17 protein-coding genes are annotated in these 21,976 nt (G+C 57.1%); 7 read left to right on the top strand and 10 right to left on the bottom strand.

Annotated features, from left to right (window positions below; all coding sequences use genetic code 11):
• Nucleotides 1–188: 188 nt before the first annotated feature.
• From minE to minC, 3 genes are read right to left on the bottom strand one after another with little or no spacing between them, the layout of a single operon-like run.
• On the bottom strand, nt 189–455 hold the full coding sequence (gene minE / locus ACTG19_RS02590; protein WP_005336848.1) for a cell division topological specificity factor MinE: 267 nt from the start codon (nt 453–455) through the stop codon (nt 189–191).
• A gap of 2 nt (nt 456–457) precedes the next feature.
• Complete coding sequence (gene minD / locus ACTG19_RS02585) at nt 458–1,270, bottom strand: septum site-determining protein MinD (RefSeq protein WP_005336847.1); 813 nt, start codon at nt 1,268–1,270, stop codon at nt 458–460.
• Between the two features lie 18 nt (nt 1,271–1,288).
• Nucleotides 1,289–2,008 carry a septum site-determining protein MinC gene (minC, locus tag ACTG19_RS02580; RefSeq protein ID WP_439988687.1) on the bottom strand — a complete coding sequence of 240 codons (720 nt, stop codon included), beginning with the start codon at nt 2,006–2,008 and terminating at the stop codon, nt 1,289–1,291.
• A 107-nt stretch (nt 2,009–2,115) separates the two neighbouring features.
• Between minC and ACTG19_RS02575 the strand changes: the two genes are divergently transcribed.
• Nucleotides 2,116–2,394, top strand: a complete 279-nt coding sequence (locus ACTG19_RS02575; protein WP_005360946.1) for a YcgL domain-containing protein — start codon at nt 2,116–2,118, stop codon at nt 2,392–2,394.
• 854 nt (nt 2,395–3,248) lie between these two features.
• On the opposite strand, the gene ACTG19_RS02570 is transcribed toward ACTG19_RS02575, so the two are convergent.
• The 3 genes from ACTG19_RS02570 to ACTG19_RS02560 form a co-directional block, all read right to left on the bottom strand.
• Complete coding sequence (locus tag ACTG19_RS02570) at nt 3,249–4,619, bottom strand: L-serine ammonia-lyase (RefSeq protein WP_005336844.1); 1,371 nt, start codon at nt 4,617–4,619, stop codon at nt 3,249–3,251.
• Nucleotides 4,620–4,894: 275 nt separating this feature from the next.
• Nucleotides 4,895–6,280: an L-serine ammonia-lyase gene (locus ACTG19_RS02565; protein ID WP_113740008.1), complete on the bottom strand. Its 1,386-nt coding sequence runs from the start codon at nt 6,278–6,280 to the stop codon at nt 4,895–4,897.
• A gap of 152 nt (nt 6,281–6,432) precedes the next feature.
• Nucleotides 6,433–6,717, bottom strand: a complete 285-nt coding sequence (locus tag ACTG19_RS02560) for a pyrimidine/purine nucleoside phosphorylase (RefSeq protein WP_043820279.1) — start codon at nt 6,715–6,717, stop codon at nt 6,433–6,435.
• A gap of 270 nt (nt 6,718–6,987) precedes the next feature.
• Between ACTG19_RS02560 and ACTG19_RS02555 the strand changes: the two genes are divergently transcribed.
• Nucleotides 6,988–8,229, top strand: coding sequence for a dicarboxylate/amino acid:cation symporter (locus ACTG19_RS02555; protein WP_005360943.1), 1,242 nt, complete (start codon nt 6,988–6,990; stop codon nt 8,227–8,229).
• A gap of 1,610 nt (nt 8,230–9,839) precedes the next feature.
• Here ACTG19_RS02555 and pfkA read toward each other — a convergent pair.
• The 3 genes from pfkA to elyC form a co-directional block, all read right to left on the bottom strand.
• Complete coding sequence (gene pfkA, locus ACTG19_RS02550) at nt 9,840–10,811, bottom strand: 6-phosphofructokinase (protein WP_005336840.1); 972 nt, start codon at nt 10,809–10,811, stop codon at nt 9,840–9,842.
• 149 nt (nt 10,812–10,960) lie between these two features.
• Nucleotides 10,961–11,716 (bottom strand): triose-phosphate isomerase, encoded by a 756-nt coding sequence (gene tpiA, locus ACTG19_RS02545; protein ID WP_047440675.1) that lies wholly within the window; start codon nt 11,714–11,716, stop codon nt 10,961–10,963.
• Between the two features lie 135 nt (nt 11,717–11,851).
• Nucleotides 11,852–12,622 (bottom strand): envelope biogenesis factor ElyC, encoded by a 771-nt coding sequence (elyC, locus tag ACTG19_RS02540; protein ID WP_439988686.1) that lies wholly within the window; start codon nt 12,620–12,622, stop codon nt 11,852–11,854.
• Nucleotides 12,623–12,723: 101 nt separating this feature from the next.
• On the opposite strand from elyC, the gene cmoM reads away from it, so the two are divergent.
• The 5 genes from cmoM to ACTG19_RS02515 all read left to right on the top strand — a co-directional run bounded on the left by cmoM (nt 12,724) and on the right by ACTG19_RS02515 (nt 20,730).
• Nucleotides 12,724–13,500, top strand: coding sequence for a tRNA uridine 5-oxyacetic acid(34) methyltransferase CmoM (gene cmoM, locus ACTG19_RS02535; RefSeq protein ID WP_033113262.1), 777 nt, complete (start codon nt 12,724–12,726; stop codon nt 13,498–13,500).
• A gap of 100 nt (nt 13,501–13,600) precedes the next feature.
• The gene (gene mukF, locus ACTG19_RS02530; protein WP_041207658.1) at nt 13,601–14,920 is read left to right on the top strand and encodes a chromosome partition protein MukF; all 1,320 of its coding nucleotides are present in this window, start codon (nt 13,601–13,603) and stop codon (nt 14,918–14,920) included.
• Nucleotides 14,901–15,620 (top strand): chromosome partition protein MukE, encoded by a 720-nt coding sequence (gene mukE / locus ACTG19_RS02525; protein ID WP_005336835.1) that lies wholly within the window; start codon nt 14,901–14,903, stop codon nt 15,618–15,620. The genes mukF and mukE overlap by 20 nt, the downstream gene beginning before the upstream one ends.
• A gap of 3 nt (nt 15,621–15,623) precedes the next feature.
• On the top strand, nt 15,624–20,051 hold the full coding sequence (gene mukB, locus ACTG19_RS02520) for a chromosome partition protein MukB (RefSeq protein WP_439988685.1): 4,428 nt from the start codon (nt 15,624–15,626) through the stop codon (nt 20,049–20,051).
• A gap of 61 nt (nt 20,052–20,112) precedes the next feature.
• A complete protein-coding gene (locus tag ACTG19_RS02515) occupies nt 20,113–20,730 on the top strand; it encodes a hypothetical protein (protein ID WP_162628425.1) in 618 nt (205 codons plus the stop codon).
• Nucleotides 20,731–20,845: 115 nt separating this feature from the next.
• Here the strand turns inward: ACTG19_RS02515 and ACTG19_RS02510 are convergent, their stop codons facing one another.
• Nucleotides 20,846–21,886 carry an IS481-like element ISAs19 family transposase gene (locus ACTG19_RS02510; RefSeq protein ID WP_101615945.1) on the bottom strand — a complete coding sequence of 347 codons (1,041 nt, stop codon included), beginning with the start codon at nt 21,884–21,886 and terminating at the stop codon, nt 20,846–20,848.
• Nucleotides 21,887–21,976: the final 90 nt, after the last annotated feature.

The following is a 21,976-nucleotide window of genomic DNA, read 5'->3' as shown; positions in this document are numbered from 1 at the left end:
GTTCCAGAAAAGAGAAAAAGGTGCCATCGCAGATCACAGCCTGCGGGGCGGCGCTATTCTAGCGGTCGGCAGACCCCTTGGCGAGATGAGGCGAGCCGCTGTGACCTGTTTTTGTGCCAATAAAAAACCGGATCCAGTGACAGGATCCGGTCTTCATTGGGGGAAGGGGTCACGCATAGGGCGTCAGCTCATCCCTTCTTGTCATCGGCGAAGGTGATGTTGAGCTCCAGTACCGACAGCTCATCACTCTTCTGATCCAGTTGGACGGTTATCTTCTCCGGATCAATGTTGACGTATTTGCGGATCACATCGAGGATATCCTGCTTGAGCTGGGGCAGGTAATCCGGCCCCCCTCTGGATGAACGCTCGTGAGCAACAATGATCTGCAACCGCTCTTTGGCCAGTTGTGCGGTGTTCTGTTTCTTGTTGGAACGAAAATAATCCAATAATGACATGTTTAACTCCCGAACAGTCGGCTAAAGAAGCCCTTCTTCTCTTCTTCCAGAAAACGAAATTCCTTGGCATCGCCCAGCAGGCGGGACACCGCATCTTCGTAGGCCTGACCGGCATCGGACTCCTTGTCCAGAATAACCGGTTCACCGGAGTTGGAGGCGCGCAGCACCGCCTGGGACTCCGGGATCACCCCGAGCAACGGGATGGCCAGGATCTCCTGCACATCCTGCACGCTCAGCATGTCGCCGCGGTTGACGCGGGTCGGGCAGTAGCGCGTCAGCAGCAGGTGCTCTTTGATGGGGTCTTCGCCACGTTCGGCGCGACGGGACTTGGAGGCCAGGATACCAAGGATGCGGTCGGAGTCACGCACGGAAGAGACTTCCGGGTTGGTGGTGACGATCGCTTCGTCGGCAAAATAGAGCGCCATCAGCGCGCCCGCCTCGATCCCCGCCGGGGAGTCGCAGACGATGTAATCGAACTTCATCTCCGCCAGCTGATCCAGGATCTTCTCGACCCCCTCACGGGTGAGGGCATCTTTGTCCCGGGTCTGGGAGGCGGGCAGGATAAACAGATTTTCCGAGCGTTTGTCTTTGATCAGCGCCTGATTGAGGTTTGCTTCCCCGTTGATGACGTTGACGAAGTCATACACCACGCGCCGCTCGCAGCCCATGATGAGATCCAGGTTTCTCAGACCGATGTCAAAGTCAATGACCACTGTCTTGTGACCACGCTGGGCTAAGCCGGTGCTCAGGGCCGCACTGGTTGTGGTCTTGCCAACGCCACCTTTACCCGATGTAACGACTATGATTCGCGCCATTCTCGCTTCCTTGTAACTCTATTTGATACGGTCTATTCGGAGTTGTTCATTGTCCAGCCGGACGTGTACCGGTTGCTGGATCAGGCCTGCCTGCAATGCATCGCTCAGCTGGAATGTGCCCGCGATGGAGAGCAGCTCGGCCTGTAATTGCTGGCAATAGATCCGGGCCTGGGTGTTTCCCCGGGCACCGGCAATGGCTCTGCCACGCAGGGTGCCATAAATATGAATGCTGTCGTCGGCGAGCACTTCGGCTCCCGGACTGACGGACCCCAGCACCACCAGCGAGGTGCCGGCGGCGTAAATCTGCTGGCCGGAACGAACCGGTCCCACATGTACCTTGCTCGGGATCAAGGGGGCGGGTTCGGGCTCGGGAACCACCTCAGGGGCGGCTGGCGCGGGGGCAGGCTCGGGTTCCGGTTCGCTCTTGCGACTCTTGCCCGAGGCCATCACGGCCAGTCCCACCGCCTTGGCGGCCGTCTTCATCTCTTCACTGCGCGCCCCCGTGATGCCGACCAGCACAAATTCTTCGGACTCCACCAGCTCCTTGAGCTGTTCGAAATCGGGAATATGTTCCAGTCGGGAAACATTGATCACCAGCGGTGCGCAATTAAAAAAGTAGGGTGCCTGGGCCACTTTTTCGGCCAACAACTGACGTATCCGCTCAGGCTCGCCATCGCTGATATGCAACACAGAAATAGTGAAGGTGGTCCCTTTCAATTCGTTATCGCGCTCAACCATGAATCTTCCCCGAGGCAGAGATGCTAATCCGTTATTGTTATTCAATTCCTGATGTTATAGTTTGCCCCCATCAGAGGCAATAAACTCGTCGGATTATATCAATTTCCATGTTGTGTGCAGTCTATAAAAGTCGCAAAAAAGCCGAGACCTACCTTTTTGTTGAAAAAAGAGAGGATTTCTCCCGCGTTCCCGAGCCACTGCTGAGCGCATTCGGGCGTCCCGAGCTGGTGCTGATGACCAAGCTGGATCCGGCCAAGCCCTTGGGGCTGGCTGATGTCGGCAAGGTGATGGCCGCGCTGACCAACCAGGGGTTCTACCTGCAGGTGCCACCGCCCCCTGAGAATTTGCTGGAACAGCACAAGGCCAGCCTGAAAAAACCATCCTGAATATCCAGCCCCGTGGTGCGTTCTGCCCAGCGGGGCTAATTCTTTGTGACTCTGCATGACGCATTCCGGCCCCGGTGAGGTGGCCTGCGATAATCCCGTGACAGGATCTGGCCAAATTAAACCCTCCCTTTGGTGATATTCACTTTTCGCTGTTTAAATAGAAAGTCAATCTGCTCCCAACACCATATCCTCAACCTTTGCTGGCGCTCACAAAAATAGCGAGTGGCGCGTACTCATATCCGCCATTTCAACGGCTATTGGCCCATTCATCGATTATTTTCAGCCTCTTCCTTGGGCGCTTTTTTGGCCTCCACTGCTTGATGCGTTTTACATCAAATAGGGCGTAAAGAGGGCGGTGATAACGGTGCTAAAACCAGTTTGCGCGATGCGCTGTGGCCAAAATGATGAGCTAACCCCCTGTTTGTGTACTTGATTGTTTGCCCTGATCACGAAAGTGCCACATAGGAGGCAATCAATGTGGCGGCGTGATAATCCGCAGGGTGAGCGGTAACCGCGTCTTGCCAAACAAGGGTATGACCAAAGGGGGATATTGAGATGAGGGACCATCTCGATATCGATTAGGTGTGAAAGCGTGGCTGGGGCAAGATAGCAGGTAAAGGTTTCATATCGGGGCGTAATGTCCCTCTCAATGCATTGAGAAGAGTTAATCAAGGTATGTCATCAGAGAGGTATGCAGACAAGGCAATCCGCATTGCGGTGGCATAGCAGGGGTATATCAGCGACGCCCTACAGTGAAATGGTCGGTATGCCGGTATAAGTGCCCGGCATCCCATTCGGGCAATAAAAAAGGCGGGATATCCCGCCTTTGTTCAGATGAGGGTCGCAACCCCTATTTATTCGCAAGCAACCTGCATCACCTTGATGGCCAGACCACCACGGGAGGTTTCACGGTACTTGGAGTCCATGTCCTTGCCGGTGATGTACATGGTCTCGATCACCTTGTCCAAAGAGACGCGCGGCTTGGAGGTACGACGCAGGGCCATACGGGAGGCGTTGACTGCCTTCATGGCTGCTATGGCGTTACGCTCGATGCAAGGCACCTGTACCTGACCGGCAACCGGATCACAGGTCAGACCCAGGTTGTGTTCCATGCCGATCTCGGCAGCTTCGCAGACGTGCTCCGGGCTACCGCCCATCAGCTCGGTCAGACCGGCAGCGGCCATGGAGCATGAGACACCCACTTCACCCTGACAGCCCACTTCGGCGCCGGAGATGGAGGCGTTCATCTTGTAGAGGATGCCGACGGCACCGGCAGCCAGATAGAAGCGGGTGTATTCGTCGCGGCCAACCGGCTGGATGAACTTGTCGTAGTAGGCCAGTACGGCCGGGATGATACCGGCAGCGCCGTTGGTCGGGGCGGTGACCACGCGGCCACCGGCAGCGTTCTCTTCACTGACTGCCAGAGCGAACATGTTGACCCAGTCAACGATGTTCATCGGATCGCTCGAGAGGTTCTCGTTGGTGTTGAGCTGACGGTAGAGCGGCGCGGCACGACGGGGTACGCGCAGCGGGCCGGAGAGAACGCCTTCGGTACGGCAACCGCGCTCGATACCTTCGCGCATGGTGTTCCAGATCTTGCCGAACTTCTTGTAGATCTCTTCCGGAGTGTTGAAGCACTTCTCGTTTTCCATCATCAGAGCAGAGATGGAGAGACCGGTCTGGCTGCAATGGGCAACCAGCTCGGCGGCGCTCTTGAACGGATAGCGTACGGACATGTCGCCGCTGTCAGCCTTGCCGAAGTTCTCTTCGTCAACGATGAAACCGCCACCGATGGAGTAGTAGGTCTTGCTGTAAACCACTTCATCTTCGATCAGGGCAGTCAGCTTCATGCCGTTTTCGTGCAGTGGCAGGGCTTCGTCGTGGAATACCATGGCGTCGCGCGGGAAGCTGACAGTGTGGCAGTGCAGGCCGATCGGCAGGCGCTCGGTCTGCTCAACACGGGAGATAAACTCGGGGATGGCATCGATATCGACATTTTCCGGCAGGTTGCCAGCCAGGCCCATGATGATGGCAGTGTCGGTATGGTGGCCTTTGCCGGTCCAGGAGAGGGAGCCGTAAACGTCGACATTGATCCGGGTTACATCGCGGATCTTGCCGCCCGCGCGCAGCTCGTCAACAAACTGTTTGGCCGCTTTCATCGGGCCAACAGTGTGGGAAGAAGAGGGGCCTACACCGATTTTGAAGATATCAAAAACGCTGATCATGTCACTATTACCTCAGGGTAGAAGGGGGCGGCATGCCCACTCACAGAAATTTGGGAGATCCATGGAACGCGCTTGTCAGCGCAGGTCACAGAACCAGATAACCGTAGTGTAACGGCTCCAGACCTAAAAAAAGTTGAAATAGATCTATTTTTGTTGAATCTGAGGCGCGAGTATAAAATTTATTTTTGTGCTTATCCATTTTGTTAAGCGTTTGCCCATAAAAATACCCGGCGATGCCGGGCATTTCGGAACCAAATGGAGTCATTTGCCGTTTTTTAACATTCGGTAATGTTAACGGCGAGGCCGCCACGGGCCGTCTCCTTGTATTTGGTCTTCATGTCGTTGCCGGTCTCCCACATGGTCTTGATCACCTTGTCGAGCGACACCTTGTGCTCGCCGGTGCCGCGCAGGGCGAGGCGGGCGGCATTGATCGCCTTGACCGCCCCCATGGCGTTGCGCTCGATGCAGGGTACCTGCACCAGTCCGCCTATAGGATCGCAGGTGAGGCCGAGATTGTGCTCCATGCCTATTTCGGCGGCGTTCTCCACCATGGCCGGGCTGCCACCCAGCAGTTCGGTCAGTGCGCCAGCCGCCATGGAACAGGCGACTCCCACTTCTCCCTGACAACCCACTTCGGCGCCGGAGAGGGAGGCGTTCTTCTTATATAAGATGCCGATGGCAGCCGCGGTGAGGAAGTAGCGGATCAGCGTCTCGTCATCCACCTTGTGGACGAAGCGATCGTAGTAGTGCAGCACGGCGGGAATGATGCCCGCGGCGCCATTGGTGGGGGCGGTCACCACCCGACCACCGGCGGCGTTCTCCTCGTTGACGGCCAGCGCAAACAAGTCGACCCACTCCATCACCATCAGCGGATCCTTGTTGAAGTTGGTCTCGCAGCTTAGCTGGCGGAACAGCCCCGGGGCGCGGCGCCGAACCTTGAGGCCGCCCGGCAGCACCCCTTCGCTCTTGCAGCCTCGCTCGACGCAGCCCTGCATCGCCTGCCAGATCTTGCGCAGCCCCGCTTTTATCTGCTCATCGCTACGAAATACCCGCTCATTGGCGAGGATAAGCCCCGAGATGGAGAGGCCGCTCTCCTGACAGTGGGCCAGTAGCTGGGCGCCGCTGTCGAACGGGTAGGGGACTGGATGTTCGGCATCGGACTTGGCGGCCTCTTCTTTGGCGGTGGCAAAGTGGCTCTCTTCAATGATGAAGCCGCCCCCGATGGAGTAGTAGGTCTGGCTGAAGCGCAGGTTTTCCTCTTTATCAAAGGCGCGCAGAGTCATGCCATTGGTGTGGGCCGGCAGGGTTTTTCGGCGGTTGAAGATGATGGCACCGGTGCGGGGAAAATGGCTTGGTTGTTCGCCTGCCAGCTGCAGGTTCTGTTCCTTTTCCACTCGAGCCAGAATGGCGGGAATCGCATCGATATCGACCGATTCCGGTTCAAAGCCCGATAACCCCAGAATGATTGCCTTGCCGGTACCGTGCCCTTTGCCGGTCTGGCCCAGCGAGCCGTAACACTCCACTTCGACCCGCGTGACCTGTGGCAGATGGCCTTGCAGCTTGAGCTGCTGGACGAAAGCATAGGATGCACGCATGGGGCCGACAGTATGGGAAGAGGAGGGGCCAATTCCGATGGAAAACAGGTCAAACACGCTGATCATGACATCAATCCGGTGATGGTTTATGTCTGTTTATTCTAGGATTTTTGACGTGGATGGAAAGCGGGGATGTGCGGTGCTGTGACATGGACACAGATAATGGGTCTGGGGAAACCAAGAAGATTGAAGGGGCTGCTCCCCTTCAACCGGCCTGATCAGTCGATAAATTCGCACAGATAAGCTGTGGGGGTTTTCACTTCCAGTTTGAAGGAGGAGTGACCGGCCACCAGGAAGGATTCACCCTGGCTGTAGGTGTGCCACTCATCTTCATCAGCCAGCTGGATGGTGAGGGCGCCCTTGATCACTGTCATCCGTTCTGGGGCGGCGGTGTTGAACAGGTAGTCACCGGCGTTCATCACCCCGACGGTTGATTTCTCGCCTTTTTGTTCGAAACCGATGGATTTTACATTTCCGTCGAAATACTCGTTAACTTTCAGCATCTTTACATCCCTGTGTGTACGTTTGTGCAGCCAAACTAGCACAATCTTTTGCCAGTTGTCATGGGGGATGAGGGAAAAATCGCCGAGACCGCTTTGAATCTTCACTTTTTCGCAAACTTATTAATAGCCAAGGTTAATGATTTGCTGATTTAAAACAGCAATTAAATGTGAGATAACACGCGCAAACAGGGGAATGGGCAGCCGCTCATTCCCCTGTTTGGTTAATTGCACTGGGAAAAGTGTGAATTTTGCTACATAAAGGAACATATTGTGTTAACTAAAGGACTCATTAAAAACATCGGCTTCCAGGTTGTGGTCGCCATGGTACTGGGCGCAGTGGTCGGCGCGTTCATGGGTGAACAAGCCACCGTGTTTGCACCGCTCGGTACCCTGTTTATCCAGCTGATCAAGATGCTGGTGATCCCGCTGGTGGCGGTTGCCATCCTCTCCGGCGCCGCCAATCTGGGCGCCAGCCCGGCTGCGGGCAAGATCGGTGCGGCTACGCTGGCCTTCTTCCTCGTGACCTCAGCGTTGGCCGTGTTGCTGGCGCTGGTGATGGGGCAGATCTTCAAACCGGGTGTCGGGGTCGATTTCGCTTCCGTTGCCTCCATGTTTGGCGGTGACTACGCCGATAAAGGGGCGCTGCCGGATGCAGTCGCCACCTTGCTTGGCATGATCCCCACCAACGTCTTCAACTCCCTCAACGAAGCGAACATCCTGCAGATCCTGGTGTTCTGCATGTTCCTCGGCATTGCGCTGGCCAAACAACCACGCGAGCGGGCCAAGCCACTGGTCGATGGGCTCAATACTCTGGTGGATGCCTTTGTCTGGATGATCAACAAGGTGATGATCATCGCACCGCTCGGGGTGTTCGGTCTGATGGCGGAAGCCATCGGTACCTATGGCTTCGACGTGCTGACCCTTGTACTCAAGCTGTTCGTGGTTTATGTGGCAGCCATCCTTATCTTCGGCTTCGTGGTCTATCCGCTGCTGGTGATGATGTTCTCCAACACGCCGGTGATGAAGTACCTCTCTGCCATGAAGAAGCCGCAGATCGTGGCCTTCTCCACCGCCTCTTCCATGGCGACCCTGCCGGTCAATATGGAGACCTGCGAGCATGATCTGAAAGTGACCAACGCGACCGCTTCCTTTGTGTTGCCGCTGGGTGCCACCATCAACATGAGTGGCAACGCCATCTATTACGGTCTGGTCGCCATCTTCTTCGCGCAGGTTTACAACATCGATCTGAGCGTCGGTGCTTGGGCGGCCATCATTGTGACCTCCACTCTGGGGGCGATCGGCCAGGCCGGTGTGCCGGGCCCAAGCTTCCTGGTGGTTGCCGTGCTGCTGGCGGCCGGGATCCCCATTGAAGGGTTGCCGCTGCTGTTCGCGCTGGATCGTCTGTTCGACATGATCCGCACCTCCCTCAATATCACCGGCGATGCGGCCTGTGCTGTCATTGTTGACCGCTTCAGCCCGGAATATGACCCAGAGCGCTGGAACAAGGCATAACTGCTTTGAGCTGGACTGAGATATAACAGCCTTAAGCTGACACTGGGTAACGCGAGCCCCTGCCATGATGGCGGGGGCTTTTTTATATCTGCCGGACAAGTATCAGAGCAAAGGTGTGCACAAGAGATTGCTGACGGATTTAGCTGTGTTGAATGGAGAGCATGGGAGGGAAAACATCAGTTGTGGGCATGGGCCGTATGGCGTCAACCGGCCTGTTGTAGATGCCGGGGTAGGGGATTGTCAAATGGCGGGTAACAAAAAGGGGAGCCTTGCTCCCCTCGGATATGATCTGCTGCTGGTTCTACTCCATCAGGCCATATGGTTAAACCATCCTAGTTACACCCTTGTGGCGAAAGAAACAGCGTCAACGTGATGAAATCATATCTATGTTGACCATCTCGGCATTGTCACTGAAAAGCGCCAGTTGATGGCGATTAAACAGACATGGCAAAGAGAGTCGGTCCGGATTGATGCCTCTCTATCCGGCTCAGAACTGTGACAGTGAGGGCAGAGAGACAGCAACCAGGGTGAAAAACACCGTGAAAACGGCAGTAACGACAAACTCTTTCATTTTTCTCTCCCTAAGTTGTTGGTTGATGCAGTCAAGATACCATAACAAGGGGGTAAAACAAGGTGTAAGTTGATAAAATAACTGCTTTATGTTCGTGGTTGGTTGAGATGGCTATTTTTGTCATATTGAGCTGATTTTATCACCTGCCATGGCAGGTCAGGCATTCAAGATTCTGTTTTTATGATTATTTCATTTAAATTCAATTGGTTGTTGAGCTACTGGTTGGTTTTGTGATGGGTTTTGTATGGAGCTCAAATGGCTTTTTATAAGTTTTCACCCTTGTAATAGTGTCATTGAAGCCATAAAAAGTGTTCAAGACCATAGTTTGACGATTCCTGACGTAGATAGCCCATCCAAAAGAAGTCTATGGAGAGAGTCTGGTTGCCAACCCTTGTCGCACCATCACTTTATCAGTCCAGAGTCTCCGCATTTTTACAGCAAAACACTGGGGGCATAGGGAGGAGAGCCGTGCATCGGGGGGATATAGAGTGGCAGCTGGCTGTTTTATCACCGCCAATTTCCCCGTCGGCCTCGGAGTCGACATGGCCGCAGCAAGAGTGAGGTGCGCAATAGGCCAGAGGCGTATTCTCTGGCTGGGCTGGGCTGGGCTGGGCTGGGCGCGAGTAGCGATTTGCGTGGGCGATGCATCTGCGTGAGTCATGTGAGTGCAATACGAGAACTGCGCCGGAGCATGGTTGGGGAAGAGATCTGAATCCCTTCTGCAAGATTGAGATATAAAAAGCGGCGTATGACGAGGAGGCTGAACAAGCTCGCTTCAGGGTCGACAGAGCGCAGGTCAACGCAATCCGGTTCGCAGTGATAAAAGATCCACGACAATACCGGAACGGTATCTTTGGCTGATATCGGTTGGTGCGAGGAGGTGGACGTTAACGATCCGACAGACGGAGCAAGGGTTGGGAATCAGGCAACCCGTATGGTGAGGGGCAAACAGCGTGCCGATGCACCATTTGCTTGAGATATAAAAAAACCCTCCGATGGAGGGTTTTTGTCATCAACAGCCGGTTAAAAGCCGCGAGGCTTAGAACAGGGTGGTGGAGAGGTTGTACAGCTCCTGATCGAACGGACGCTTCATGTTCTCGATGCAGTCGATGATGTCGTGGTGGACCAGCTCGTTGCGCTGGATACCGACGCAGCGACCACCGTGACCAGCCAGCAGCTGCTCAACGGCGTAAGCACCCATACGGCTGGACATGATGCGGTCACGGGCAGTCGGGGCACCGCCACGCTGGATGTGGCCCAGGATGGTGGCGCGGGTTTCACGACCGGTCAGGGCTTCGATGTCTTTAGCCAGTGCGTTCACGTCGGTAACGTGCTCGCAGATGGTGATGATGGCGTGCTTCTTGCCCTTGGCTTCGCCTTCCTTGATCTGCTTGAGCAGCTTCTCTTTGTCGAAGGCTACTTCCGGCACGATCACATACTCGGCACCACCGGCAACGGCGGCAGACATGGCCAGATCGCCACAGTGGCGACCCATGATCTCGACCACGGAGATACGGTGATGGGAGCTGCAGGTGTCGCGCAGACGGTCGATGGCGTCAACCACCACGTTCAGAGCGGTATCAAAACCGATGGTGAAGTCGGTACCGGCGATATCGTTGTCGATGGTGCCCGGCAGGCCGATGCAGGGGAAACCCTCTTCGGTCAGCTTCTTGGCACCCATGTAGGAGCCGTCACCACCGATGACGACCAGCGCATCGATACCGTGCTTTTTCAGGTTTTCGATCGCTTCGGCGCGCACTGCGGGGTCTTTGAAGGCAGGGAAACGGGCGGAGCCGAGGAAAGTACCACCACGGTTCACCACGTCGGAGACGCTGTGACGCTCCAGCTTGACGATACGATCCTGGTGCAGACCGAGGTAGCCATCATAAATACCGTAAACTTCCAGGCCATGATGCAAACCGGCGCGAACCACGGCGCGAATGGCTGCGTTCATACCCGGTGCGTCGCCACCACTGGTCAAAACACCAATACGTTTGATTTGTTTGGTCATGAGTGCCTCTGGATCTGAGTTGTCAAATACGAATGTTTAAATAGACAAGCCACTTTTACTATATCGGCTTTCATATGGGATGCGGGGGCCACCATAGGAAAAGCGATACAAGAGAGGGGACGAGCCCCTCTCTTTGCCGTAATCAGCGATTACTTGGCAGCGCCAGCGATGATCTGGGAGAAGTCGTCCACTTTCAGGGACGCACCACCGACCAGGCCACCGTCGATGTCCGGCTGACCGAACAGGTCGGCTGCAGTGGCGCCAGTAACGGAACCGCCGTACAGGATCTGTACTTTGGCAGCAACGGCGGCATCAAAACCGGCCAGGTACTGACGGATGTGAGCGTGAACGGACTGAGCGATTTCCGGAGTGGCAGTCTTGCCGGTACCGATGGCCCATACCGGCTCGTAAGCGATAACGGCGTTGTTGAAGGAGGCGATACCGCAACGGTCGATAACGGCTTTCAGCTGGGTCTCAACCACGTTCTTGGTCACGCCGGCTTCGAACTGCTCCAGAGTTTCACCGATGCACAGAACCGGGATCAGGCCGCCTTTCTGGATGGCTTCGTACTTGGCTGCAACCACGTCGTCGGTCTCTGCGTGCAGGGTACGACGCTCGCTGTGGCCGACCAGAGAGTAGGTGCAACCAAAGGCTTTCAGCATGGAGGGGGCGTTTTCGCCGGTGAAGGCACCAGACTCGTGAACGTCAGCGTTCTGGGCACCGTAGGCAATCTTGCTGCCAGCGGTCAGTTGCTCAACCAGACCCAAAAAGATAACCGGCGGGCAGACGGCGACTTGCACAGAAGGATGAGCGGCAGCAGCCGGGGTCAGTCCTTTGATCAGAGCTTCTACAGAAGCTTTGGTGCCGTTCAGTTTCCAGTTACCCATTACCAGGTGCTGTCTCATCTTGTATATCTCCTAGGCATTTGATTGCGCGACATTATATGAATTGAACCGAGCCCAAGATAGCTGACCCGGCGGCAAATGACGTAATTTTTTTTCGCTTTCCTGATCCAAATCAGGAATGAAACGCTTGATCGCTCATTCGTTAACCTGCCCCCGCAAGCGAGCCCACCATACCCCAATCCATTCGTGGATGGCAGCTTCGGAATACATCAGATAACGCCCTTTGGGTAAATAACTGTAGAGGGGCTGGGGTACCTGGCTCTGCTTGGCGGTGTAGTCGGTGGGGGCTGGCACGGCATTGAGTCCCTGACCCTGATAGAGGGCCATGGCACGTGGCAAATGAGTGGCCGAACTGACCAGCGCCACCTCTTTTCCTTTCAGATGGCGGCTGATACTGACTGCCTCATCATGAGTGTCTTTGTTGTTTTCAAACAACGTCATCCGCGAGCGGGGAATGCCAAGGCTCTCTGCCATCCGGGCATTGACCTCGGCATTGGAGAGGGGATCCCCCGACACATAGCCGGAGAAAACCAGCTCGGCGTCGGGATAGGCCTGGGCGAGGCGAACCCCTTCAAGAGTCCGTGCCAGCGAGATATTGTTCTGCCAACTGCGCATAGGCACTGCCGGATCGCTGACATGGCCATTGCCGAGCACCACGATGGCCTCGATGTTGGGATGCTGGCTCACCTCGAATGGCGGGAAGGTCTGCTCCAGCCCGCGGGCCAGTTCATAGCTCATCGGCCGCATCCCCATCAGCGCCACAATGAGCAGAGAGAGAGTGGCCAGCAGCTTGCCGGTTTTCTGAAAACGGGTGAACCAGAGCAGCAGCAGGGCGATCAGCAGCAGGGAGAGGGAGAAGGGGAGCGGCATCAACAGCTGACCCAGCCACTTTTTAATCACAAACACGGCAGACACTTCCTTGAGTTTTCAGCAAATTCGGGATGTGACAGAATACCTCTCTTTTTTGGGATGGCCACAACCCCGTGGCGCTAATGTTGAGTTTCTCCTTGAAGCACGATCAGAGTTTTGACGGGCGCGCCGACAAGTTCGCCCGCAACATTTACGACTCCACCAAGGGGCGCATCCGCACCACCATTGTCTGGAGCGACATCGAAGCCTGCCTGGCCCGCCTTGGCAACCGACCGCTGCGCATCCTCGATGCGGGGGGCGGTTTTGGCTATTTCGCCCAGAAACTGGCGGCCATGGGCCATCAGGTGGAGCTGTGCGATCTGTCAGCAGAAATGCTGGAACTGGCCCGCAGTCAGATCGCCGAGAAGGGGCTGGAAGACAAAATCCGTCTCATCCATTGCCCCATCCAGGATCTGAAGCAACACGTGACCGGGACCTTTGATCTGGTGCTTTGCCATGCGGTGCTGGAGTGGCTCGCCGAGCCGCGCCAGACCTTGCTGGGTCTGTTCCCTTTCGTCAATGCCGGGGGCATACTGTCGCTGCTTTTCTACAACCGTCATGGCTTGCTGTTCCAGAGCCTGGTGGTGGGCAATTTTGACTATGTGCGCCTTGGCCTTCGCAAGAAGCGCCAGACAGCGCTTACGCCCACCAATCCCCAGCTGCCGGAGCAGGTCTATGACTGGATTGGTCGCGGGGGGCTGCGCATCATCGGCAAGACCGGGGTGCGGGTGATCCACGACTATATGCGTCACAAGCAGGATCAGGTGGAGAAGTTCGACGATCTGCTGGCCATGGAGCAGCAATATTGCCGTCAGGAGCCTTTTGTCTCCCTCGGTCGCTATATCCATGTGATGGCCCAGAAGCCGGCCAGCTGATTGCTCGCGGTTCACTTCGATGTGAACCATGTTTTCGATGCTACCGGATGTAGCCGCGCGCACGATTTTGCGCCCAATACAACAACGAGATGACAACATCATGATGAGTACATCCCGTACCCTGCCCGAAATGGTGGGATGGGTCAGGCAGGAGGGGTTGGCGTTGAGCCTGCCAACCGACCGGCTGGCCTTTTTGATTGCAATCAAGACCCTGTCCGAAGATGAGTCGGACCTGTCGGAAGCGGCGCTGCACGATGCCTTTGGCTATGTCAGCAGCGCCTTCGGCCAGATGGACGAGACCCTCACCGGTCGCGCCAACAACGCCATCAACGATCTTATTCGCCAGCAGCTGCTGTCGCGCTTCAATACCGACATGGTGGCGGGGGAGAGCCTCTACCGCCTGTCGCGCCTAGGGGTGAGCATCGTCGACTTCTTTATGGATCAGCGTCAGGTTGACTCCATCAAGCTCTCCATTCTACTCGAGCACCTGGCTGCCGAGCTCGACACCGCCCGCAAGGCGGCGCTCGAGACCAACACCCGCGAGCAGTGGGATGCCGAGGTGCTGCCGCGCCTCACCTTCTCGCTGGAAGAGACCCTGGGGCGGATCGATCTCACCCAGCGCGCCATGGATGAGCAGCAGAATCAGGTCAAGAGCGAGATTGCGGCCCTGCTGACCCAGAACTGGGTCGATGCCATTCACAGCTGCGAAAAGTTGCTGCACGAGACCGGCCAGACCCTGCGCGAGCTGCAGGATACCCTGGACGCTGCCGGCCACCGCCTGCAGGCGGGGCTGCTCAATATTCAGGAAGCGGCGCAGGGGCGCGACGATCTGTTCCACGTCGAGGAGCTGACTCACGCCTTGCAAGGTCGTCTTGACGTCATCACCAGCTGGGGTCAGCAGTGCATCGAGCTCTGGTCCCGCTACGACAGGCACGTCCACAAATTTATCCGCAACGCCATCGATATGGACAAGAACCGCGCCTTCAGCCAGCGGCTGCGCGAGTCCATTCGCAACTTCGAGCAGCACAACTGGCAGCTGCGGGTGGCCGAAGAGCCCCGTCTGCTGGAGCTGCGCGACGAAACTATCGCCATCCACGACGAGGAGGTGACCGGTGAGGTGCCCCTCGAGATGGAGTACGTCGAGATGGTGGATATCAACCAGGAGCTGGCCGAGCGCATCGAGCGCTATCTGGCCCGCTACCCCGAGCAGGGCCAGCAGCTGGACTTGGCCGATGTGCTGCGGGAATACCTGCTGGACTATCCGGCTCATGCCCACTTCGATGTGGCGCGTCTTCTGATCGACCAGGCCGTGCGCCTGGGCCATGCCAGCGGCGAGCGCGAACTGCATCGCCAACCCGCATGGAAACCCATTAACCAAGCTGGATCCAAGGTTCAGGCCTATGTCATTGATCAATTCTGAGTTTCCCTTGCCGCTGCGCCTTGCAGAGGCGATTGCCAACCCCTTGTTTCCGCGCATCGACACCGCCTTGCGCTCCGGTCGCCACATCAGTGCCGACGAGTTCGAGCAGCATTCGGCACTGGTCGAATATCACAGCGAGCTGGAGATCTTCTACGGCCGCTATCAGGTGGAGCTGATCAAGGCGCCGGAAGGCTTCTTCTACCTGCGCCCGCGCCCGAGCTCTGACATCGGCACCACTGTGCTCTCCGAGCTCGATATGCTGGTGGGCAAGGTGCTCTGCTACCTCTACCTGAGCCCGGATCGTCTCGCCTCGGAAGGGGTATTCGCCATGGCCGAGCTGCAAGAAGAGGTGTTGAGCCTCGCCGACGAGAAGCAGCTGCTGCGGATGGTCAACAGCCGCTCAGGCGGTACCGATCTCGACAAGAAGAAGCTGCTCGAAAAGATCCGTACCTCCATGCGTCGCCTGCGCCGTCTTGGCATGATCACCGCCCTTGGCAACGGGGATAAATTCCGGGTCAACGAATCGGTGTTCCGCTTCGCCGCCGACGTGCGTTCCGATGAAGATCCGCGCGCCGTTCAGCTGCGGATGATCCAGGAGGGTGAAGCCATCTTCCACGACGATGAAATGCCGAGCAGCGACTCGCTCTTTGATGACATCGAGGCGGATCTCGATGAAGAACAACTGGATCTGGAGGTATAACCGGTGCGAGGCAAGTTCAAATCCCTGACCATGGTCAACTGGAACGGCTTCTTTGCCCGGACCTTCGATCTCGACCAGCTGGTCACTACCCTTTCCGGCGGCAACGGCGCGGGCAAGTCCACCACCATGGCGGCCTTTATCGCAGCGCTCATCCCCGACCAGTCACTGCTTCACTTCCGCAACACCACGGAAGCGGGCTCCAGCAGCGCCTCACGTGACAAGGGGCTCTACGGCAAGCTGCAGCGCGGCCACTGCTATTCCCTACTGGAAGTGATGAACAGCCGCGAACAGCGGATCTGGGTCGGCGTGCACCTCGAGCAGGTGGCCAACCGCGACAACAAGGTCAACATCACTCCGTTTGCGCTGGTGGATGTGCCGGAGAATCTGGCACCGACCGATCTGCTGCTGGAGAAGCTTGATGGCGGCAAGGGGCGGGTACGCGCCTTTACCGATCTGAAAGGGGCGGCCGCCGAGCTGGGTGCGCTGAAAGTCGCCAAATTCAATACGGTGACCGACTATCACAACTTCATGTTCGAGTTCGGCATCACCCCTAAGAAGCTGCGTGACCAGAAGGATCGCGGCAAGTTCTATCGCCTGATCGAGGCCTCCCTCTACGGCGGCATCTCCTCGTCCATCAGCCGTTCCCTGCGTGAATACCTGCTGCCGGAGAACTCCGGGGTGCGCAAGGCGTTTGCAGACATGGAGGCGGCCATCTATGAAAACCGCCGCACGCTGGAGGCCATCAAGGAGACCCAGGGTCAGCGGGATCTGTTCAAGAACCTGATCACCGAGACCACCCACTATGTGGCCGCCGATTATGTGCGCAACGCCGCCGAGAAGAGCCGCCTCTCCGAGCTGGCTCTCAAGGCGCGCCAGGAGCTGGCCGACAAGCGCCGCATTCTGGCCGAAGAGAAGCAGCGCGCCATCTATCTGGCCGATGAGGTGGAGCAGCTCACCAACCGCGAAAAATTGCTGACCGACGAGCTGGAGTCTGCCTCCGAGCATCTGGCCAAGGTGATGGCTGCGGTTTCCTTGCAGAAGAAGATCGAGATGTACCGCGCCGATCTGGCGGGTCTCTCTGACAAACTCGAGCAGCAGCAGGCGGTAGTGGAAGAGATCCACGGCCAGCTGCTGGAAGTGGAAGAGCGCAAGGAGCTGGCGCAGGCAGAAGTCGACAGCCTCAAGACCCAGCTGGCCGACTACCAGCAGGCGCTCGATATCCAGCAGACCCGCGCCATCCAGTACCGTCAGGCGGTGCAGGCTCTCGATGCTGCCCGCGAGCAGTGCGAGCTGCCTGGGCTGACCGCCGAACAGGCGAGCGACACCCTGCACCAGTTCCGTAGCGCCGAGCAGAGCCTCACCAGCCGGGTGCTGGGGGCCGAGCAACAATTGGCACTGGCCAAGGCGGCAGTGGCCGAGCACGAAGCGGCGCTGGCGCTGCTGCTCAGCATCGCTCCGGAGACAGTGCGCGAGGCCGCCTGGCCCACTGCGCAGGCGCTGCTCAAGCGTCACATCGAAGACAAGGCTCGCATTGCCCAGGGGCAGGGGCTGCGCGCCGCGCTGGCTCGCCTCGAGAAAGAGAGCGAAAGCCAGAAAAATCTCTTCAAGCTGCGCGATGAGCTGCAGCAGGCCTCTGGCCAGCTTATTGCCAGCAGCGATGAGCTGGAGATCTTCCTCGAAGCCCAACGTACCCGTCAGGAGGAGCTCTCCGAGCAGCAGGCGGAGGTGAACCAGCGCCGCGCCAGCCTCGAGCATCAGGGCACCCAGCTGGGTCGCGATATTGCGGAGCTGACCAAGCTGGCGCCGCGCTGGCTCAAATCCTTTGAAAAACTCGAGCAGCTGCGCGAGCAGAGCGGTCTGCCGCTGACTACCGCCGAAGAGCTTTCGGCCGGTATGCAGAGCGTGCTCGACAAGGAGCGCGAGTTCGAGCAGGAGAGCAATCGCATCGCGGCGCAGAAACAGGCGCTGGAGCTGCAAATTCGCAACCTGCAGCTGGGGGCAGGCGAGGCGGATCCCCGTCTTGCCCGCATTGCCGAGCAGGTGGGGGGCGTGCTGCTCTCCGATGTCTACGACGACATCTCCATCGATGATGCCCCTTACTACTCCGCGCTCTACGGCCCGGCTCGCAGCGCCCTGGTGGTGCTCGACCTTGAGGGCGCCATCGAGCGGCTGAAAAAGCTGGAAGATTGCCCGGAAGATATCTACCTGATTCAGGGCAACCCCGACTCCTTTGACGAGGACCTAGTGGAAGCGGAAGAGCTGGGAGACGCCGTGCTGGTGCGCACCAGCAAGCGTCAGGTGCGCTTCTCCCGCTATCCCGAGCTGCCGCTGTTTGGTCGCGCCGCCCGGGAAAAACGGATCGAGCAGCTTGATCTTGAACGCGAAGGGCTGATCGAGGGTTACGCCAAGGCCGCCTTCGAGCAGCAGAAGTACCACCGTCTCTACGGTCACTTCCGCGACTTTATCGGCCAGCATCTGGATATCGCCTTCCGCCCCGATCCCGAAGCCGAAGTGCAGGCCAAGCAGGCCGAGCTGCGCGCGCTGCAAGGAGCCATCGGCGAGTGTGACAAGCAGCTGAGTGATGCCAAAGCGGCTGCTGCCCAGCTGACTCGCCATATCCAGCTGGTGCAGGGGATGCTGCCCTTTGCCCACCTGTTTGCCGAGACAGAGCTGGCGGCCCGCCTCGAGGCGGCTCACGCCGATGTGGAAGCGCTGAAACAGGCCGAAGCCTTTATCGCCAAACACGGCAAGTCGCTGGAAAAGCTGGAAACCATGGTGCAAGTGCTGCGTCAGGATCCGCAGGATCTTGCCGCCCTGCAGGCGGCTTACGATGAGGTGAGCGACCTGCTGGCCGCGCAGAAGCGCCGTTGCTATGCCCTCGATCAGCTGGTGGCCCGTCTGCCGCACTTTGCCTATCAGGATGCGCAAGACCTGCTGGGCAAGGCCTCCGAGATGAGCGAGCGACTCAAAGAGAAGCTGAAAGCGGCCGAGCTTGCGGCCCGCACTGCTGGCGAGCAGCACAAGCAGATTGCCCAGCGTCACACCGAGGCGTTGCAGCTGCGCACCGCCTTCAACTCCAGCGTCGAGGCCAAGCGCCAGACCCTGACCGAGTTCGAGCAGGAGCTGGCGGCCATGGGGCTGACCCTCTCTGACGATATGGAAGAGAAGGCGCGCGCCCACAAGAAAGAGATTGAAGAGCTGCTGATCCGCACCCGTTCCCGTCGCACCAGCGCCGAGGCCCAGTTGCAGGTCACCAAGCGAGAGATCGAATCCCTTGGCGGCCGTCTCAAGCTGGAAGGCAAGGATTACTACAGCGCCCGTAAATCTCTGGTGGGTCACAAAGCGAGCTGGTCGCGGGTGGTGCGTCTGGCGCGGGAGACCGACGTCGAGAAGCGCCTCAACAAGCGCGAGCTGGCGTATCTTGACAGCGACGAGCTGCGCTCCATGTCTGACAAGGCCCTCGGCGCCCTGCGAGTGGCTGTGGCCCACGACGAGGCCCTGCGCGATGCGCTGCGACTGTCGGAGGGCAACCGCAGCACCGAGCAGAAGGTGGCCTTCTACGTGCAGGTTTACCGTTACCTCAAAGATCGCATCCGCAACGACATCATCCGCTCCGATGATCCGGTGGAGGCGATCGAGGAGATGGAGATCGAGCTGGCGCGTCTGGCAGACGAACTCAAGCAGCGGGAAACCCACCTGTCGCTCTCCTCTCACGAGGTGGCGGCCAAGATCACCAACATCATCCGCCGCGAGCAGAACCGTATCCGGGTGCTCAACCAGGGCTTGCAGAACATCGCCTTCGGTCTGGTGCGCGGGGTGCGCCTCAACGTCAATATCCGCGAGGCCCACACCCGTCTGCTGACGGCGCTGGCCGATCAAACCGCCATGCACAACGATCTGTTCGCCGACAAGGAGCTCAGCTTCTCCGAGGCGATGGCCAAGCTGTTCCAGCGCCTGAACCCGCAGATCGAACAGGGGGATCGCAGCTATCAGGTGATGGGCGACGTGCTGCTCGACTATCGCAACTATCTGGAGCTGGAGATCGAGGTGCAGCGCGGGGCCGATGGCTGGCTGCGTGCCGAGAGCGGCGCGCTCTCCACCGGCGAGGCGATCGGTACCGGTCAGGCCATCCTCTTGATGGTACTGATCAGTTGGGAGGAGGAGTCCCGCCGTCTGCGCGGCAAGGATATCGCCCCCTGCCGTCTGTTGTTCCTCGACGAAGCGGCCCGTCTGGATGGCAAATCCATCGCCACCCTGTTCGAGCTGTGCGAGCGGCAGGATATGCAGCTGCTTATCGCGGCGCCCGAGAACATCAGCCCGGAGAAGGGCACCACCTACAAGCTCATCCGCAAGGTGCAGGGCAAGCACGAGCACGTGCATGTGGTGGGTCTGCGCGGCTTCGGCTTTGCCGACGACAAGCTGATTGCCTGAGAGGTAACGTATGAAAACGGGAGGCAGGCCTCCCGTTTTCAAAAGATTGAAGAGGGCTATTATGGTGATAGACAAAGATGTTGTTCTGCCAATTGTCACAGCCATAGTCGGATTTCTGTCCGCTCAGTTCTATGCATTTATACAGGCTCGCATCAATAGAAATAGAATTAAAAATAATATGTTTCTTGAGCTTTCCGATATTGATGCTCAGTTAGAAAATTCACAATTAACTCTAGAGGGAAATATAAAGCATATCTGTAATAAAGAGTTTGGCGGTGCATTTCCAAGCAAGATAAGAGCTTGTGTTTTTAATGGTTTTTTTGTTGATGTCGCCATCCATCTTAATCGCTCCCAACGAGTATCATATCAAATTATTCATGGGTATTTGGATGATATTAATAATGAGTTGTCATATTTGGTTGGTGAAACTAGAGTTTTTAGAGATGAGGTTTTTAGTAACGGGGGAATAGAACGAAGCAAGCTTAACATCTGGATGGATAGATATAGAACGATTTATACGAACATTTGCATGGCTCGTTGGCATATCAGACATCACATAGATAATAAAATAAATCCAGAGCTTCCGCTATCTGGTTGTGTTTATGATGAGTATCAGGTTTTTTGTAAGAATATTGATAAAACATTGAATGATTTCATAAATGAAAGTATAGATAAATAATTTCATGTTAGATGCTTTATTTAACAAGGATAATGTTATGCATAATAGAGTGGGAGAAACTCTAGTTGTACAGATCTAGTTATCACCTGACACCGGCCTCAAACCGGTGTCTTGTTTACGCTACTTTAGTGCGCACTTCCTTCGGTATCAATTTCAGACCCTTCTTGAACATGCTGTAGGGGGTCTGACCCTCCATCATCCTGCCCTGATGTGGCCGCTCGGTGTTGTAGTGTTCCAGGTAGCTATCCAGGTCTGTCTGCATCTGCTCCACCGACTCATACCAAGTCGTTCTCCCCTTGATACGGAAGTGTTCATCCAGCAAGGTTCGATGTAGCCGCTCGATAAAGCCGTTGCTCTGCGGCCTGCGCACCTTGGTGGTTCGGTGCTCAATCCCCTCCAGTTGCAGGAACAGCTCGTAGGGATGATGGTCAGGGCGCCCGCAGAACTCGCGCCCGTTGTCCGACAGGATGGTATAGACCCGTGCCTCGTGGGTTTCAAAGAATGGCAGCACTGTTTCGTTGAGCACATGGACCGAGGTGATGGGCAGCTTGCTGGTGTAGAGCCGCCCCCAGGCGTGGCGGCTATAGCAGTCCAGCACGGTTTGCAGATACACCTTACCGACCCCCTTGAGCGCGCCGACGAAGAAGGTGTCGACCGCCACCAGTTCCCCGGTGTAGTGGACCTCAATCTGGCGTTCTCGGAACTCGGGACTGAATCGCTCGAGCAGGCGAATTTGCTCGTCATTGAGCTCAATCGTTTGTTCCCGATGGGTTTTCTCGAGACGTAACAAGCGGTCGTGTTTGGAGAGCAAATCGTGACGTTGCCACACGCCACGCACGCCGCCGGCACTGACGTTGATGCCTTGCAAAGCCAGTTCTTGCGCGACCCGCAGCGGGCCGTGAGTAGGCCTGGTGAGGGAGTAATCGAGGATGGCCTGCTCAATCTCGGGAGCGACCCGGTTGGGATGAGCCCCTTTACAGCCGGGCAGTTTGTCGAGCAAGCCCTCGGCGCCATAGGTCTGGTAGTTACGGCGAATCTCGTAGAACTGCTGGCGGCTGTAGCCGATGAGCTTGCAGGCTTTGCTGACGTTATTGAGCTCTTTGGCGAGCTCTAGCAGGCTGAGTTTACGACGTGCTACTTTCTCGTTGGTGGTCATACGGTGACTCCGGATAACACGGTAGGGGTACCGTTTTGTTATCCGGTTTGAAGCCGTATGACCACTCCCTTTTGTGGGCAACTGTCAGGT

This window comes from Aeromonas sp. 3P (assembly GCF_051919745.1).
In the GTDB taxonomy this organism is placed as follows: Bacteria; Pseudomonadota; Gammaproteobacteria; order Enterobacterales; family Aeromonadaceae; genus Aeromonas; species Aeromonas veronii.
Note: the sequence above shows the minus strand (reverse complement) of the source record. Positions and strands in the feature narration are given on the sequence as shown.

Bases quoted from the DNA above. Each gene is read 5' to 3' on its own strand.
- ACTG19_RS02560 (WP_043820279.1), bottom strand. From the start codon at position 6,717: ATGCTGAAAGTTAACGAGTATTTCGACGGAAATGTAAAATCCATCGGT.
- ACTG19_RS02515 (WP_162628425.1), top strand. From the start codon at position 20,113: ATGGTGATAGACAAAGATGTTGTTCTGCCAATTGTCACAGCCATAGTC.
- ACTG19_RS02565 (WP_113740008.1), bottom strand. From the start codon at position 6,280: ATGATCAGCGTGTTTGACCTGTTTTCCATCGGAATTGGCCCCTCCTCT.
- minD (WP_005336847.1), bottom strand. From the start codon at position 1,270: ATGGCGCGAATCATAGTCGTTACATCGGGTAAAGGTGGCGTTGGCAAG.
- tpiA (WP_047440675.1), bottom strand. From the start codon at position 11,716: ATGAGACAGCACCTGGTAATGGGTAACTGGAAACTGAACGGCACCAAA.
- minE (WP_005336848.1), bottom strand. From the start codon at position 455: ATGTCATTATTGGATTATTTTCGTTCCAACAAGAAACAGAACACCGCA.
- minC (WP_439988687.1), bottom strand. From the start codon at position 2,008: ATGGTTGAGCGCGATAACGAATTGAAAGGGACCACCTTCACTATTTCT.
- pfkA (WP_005336840.1), bottom strand. From the start codon at position 10,811: ATGACCAAACAAATCAAACGTATTGGTGTTTTGACCAGTGGTGGCGAC.
- ACTG19_RS02575 (WP_005360946.1), top strand. From the start codon at position 2,116: ATGTTGTGTGCAGTCTATAAAAGTCGCAAAAAAGCCGAGACCTACCTT.
- mukF (WP_041207658.1), top strand. From the start codon at position 13,601: ATGATGAGTACATCCCGTACCCTGCCCGAAATGGTGGGATGGGTCAGG.
- ACTG19_RS02570 (WP_005336844.1), bottom strand. From the start codon at position 4,619: ATGATCAGCGTTTTTGATATCTTCAAAATCGGTGTAGGCCCCTCTTCT.
- ACTG19_RS02510 (WP_101615945.1), bottom strand. From the start codon at position 21,886: ATGACCACCAACGAGAAAGTAGCACGTCGTAAACTCAGCCTGCTAGAG.
- mukE (WP_005336835.1), top strand. From the start codon at position 14,901: ATGTCATTGATCAATTCTGAGTTTCCCTTGCCGCTGCGCCTTGCAGAG.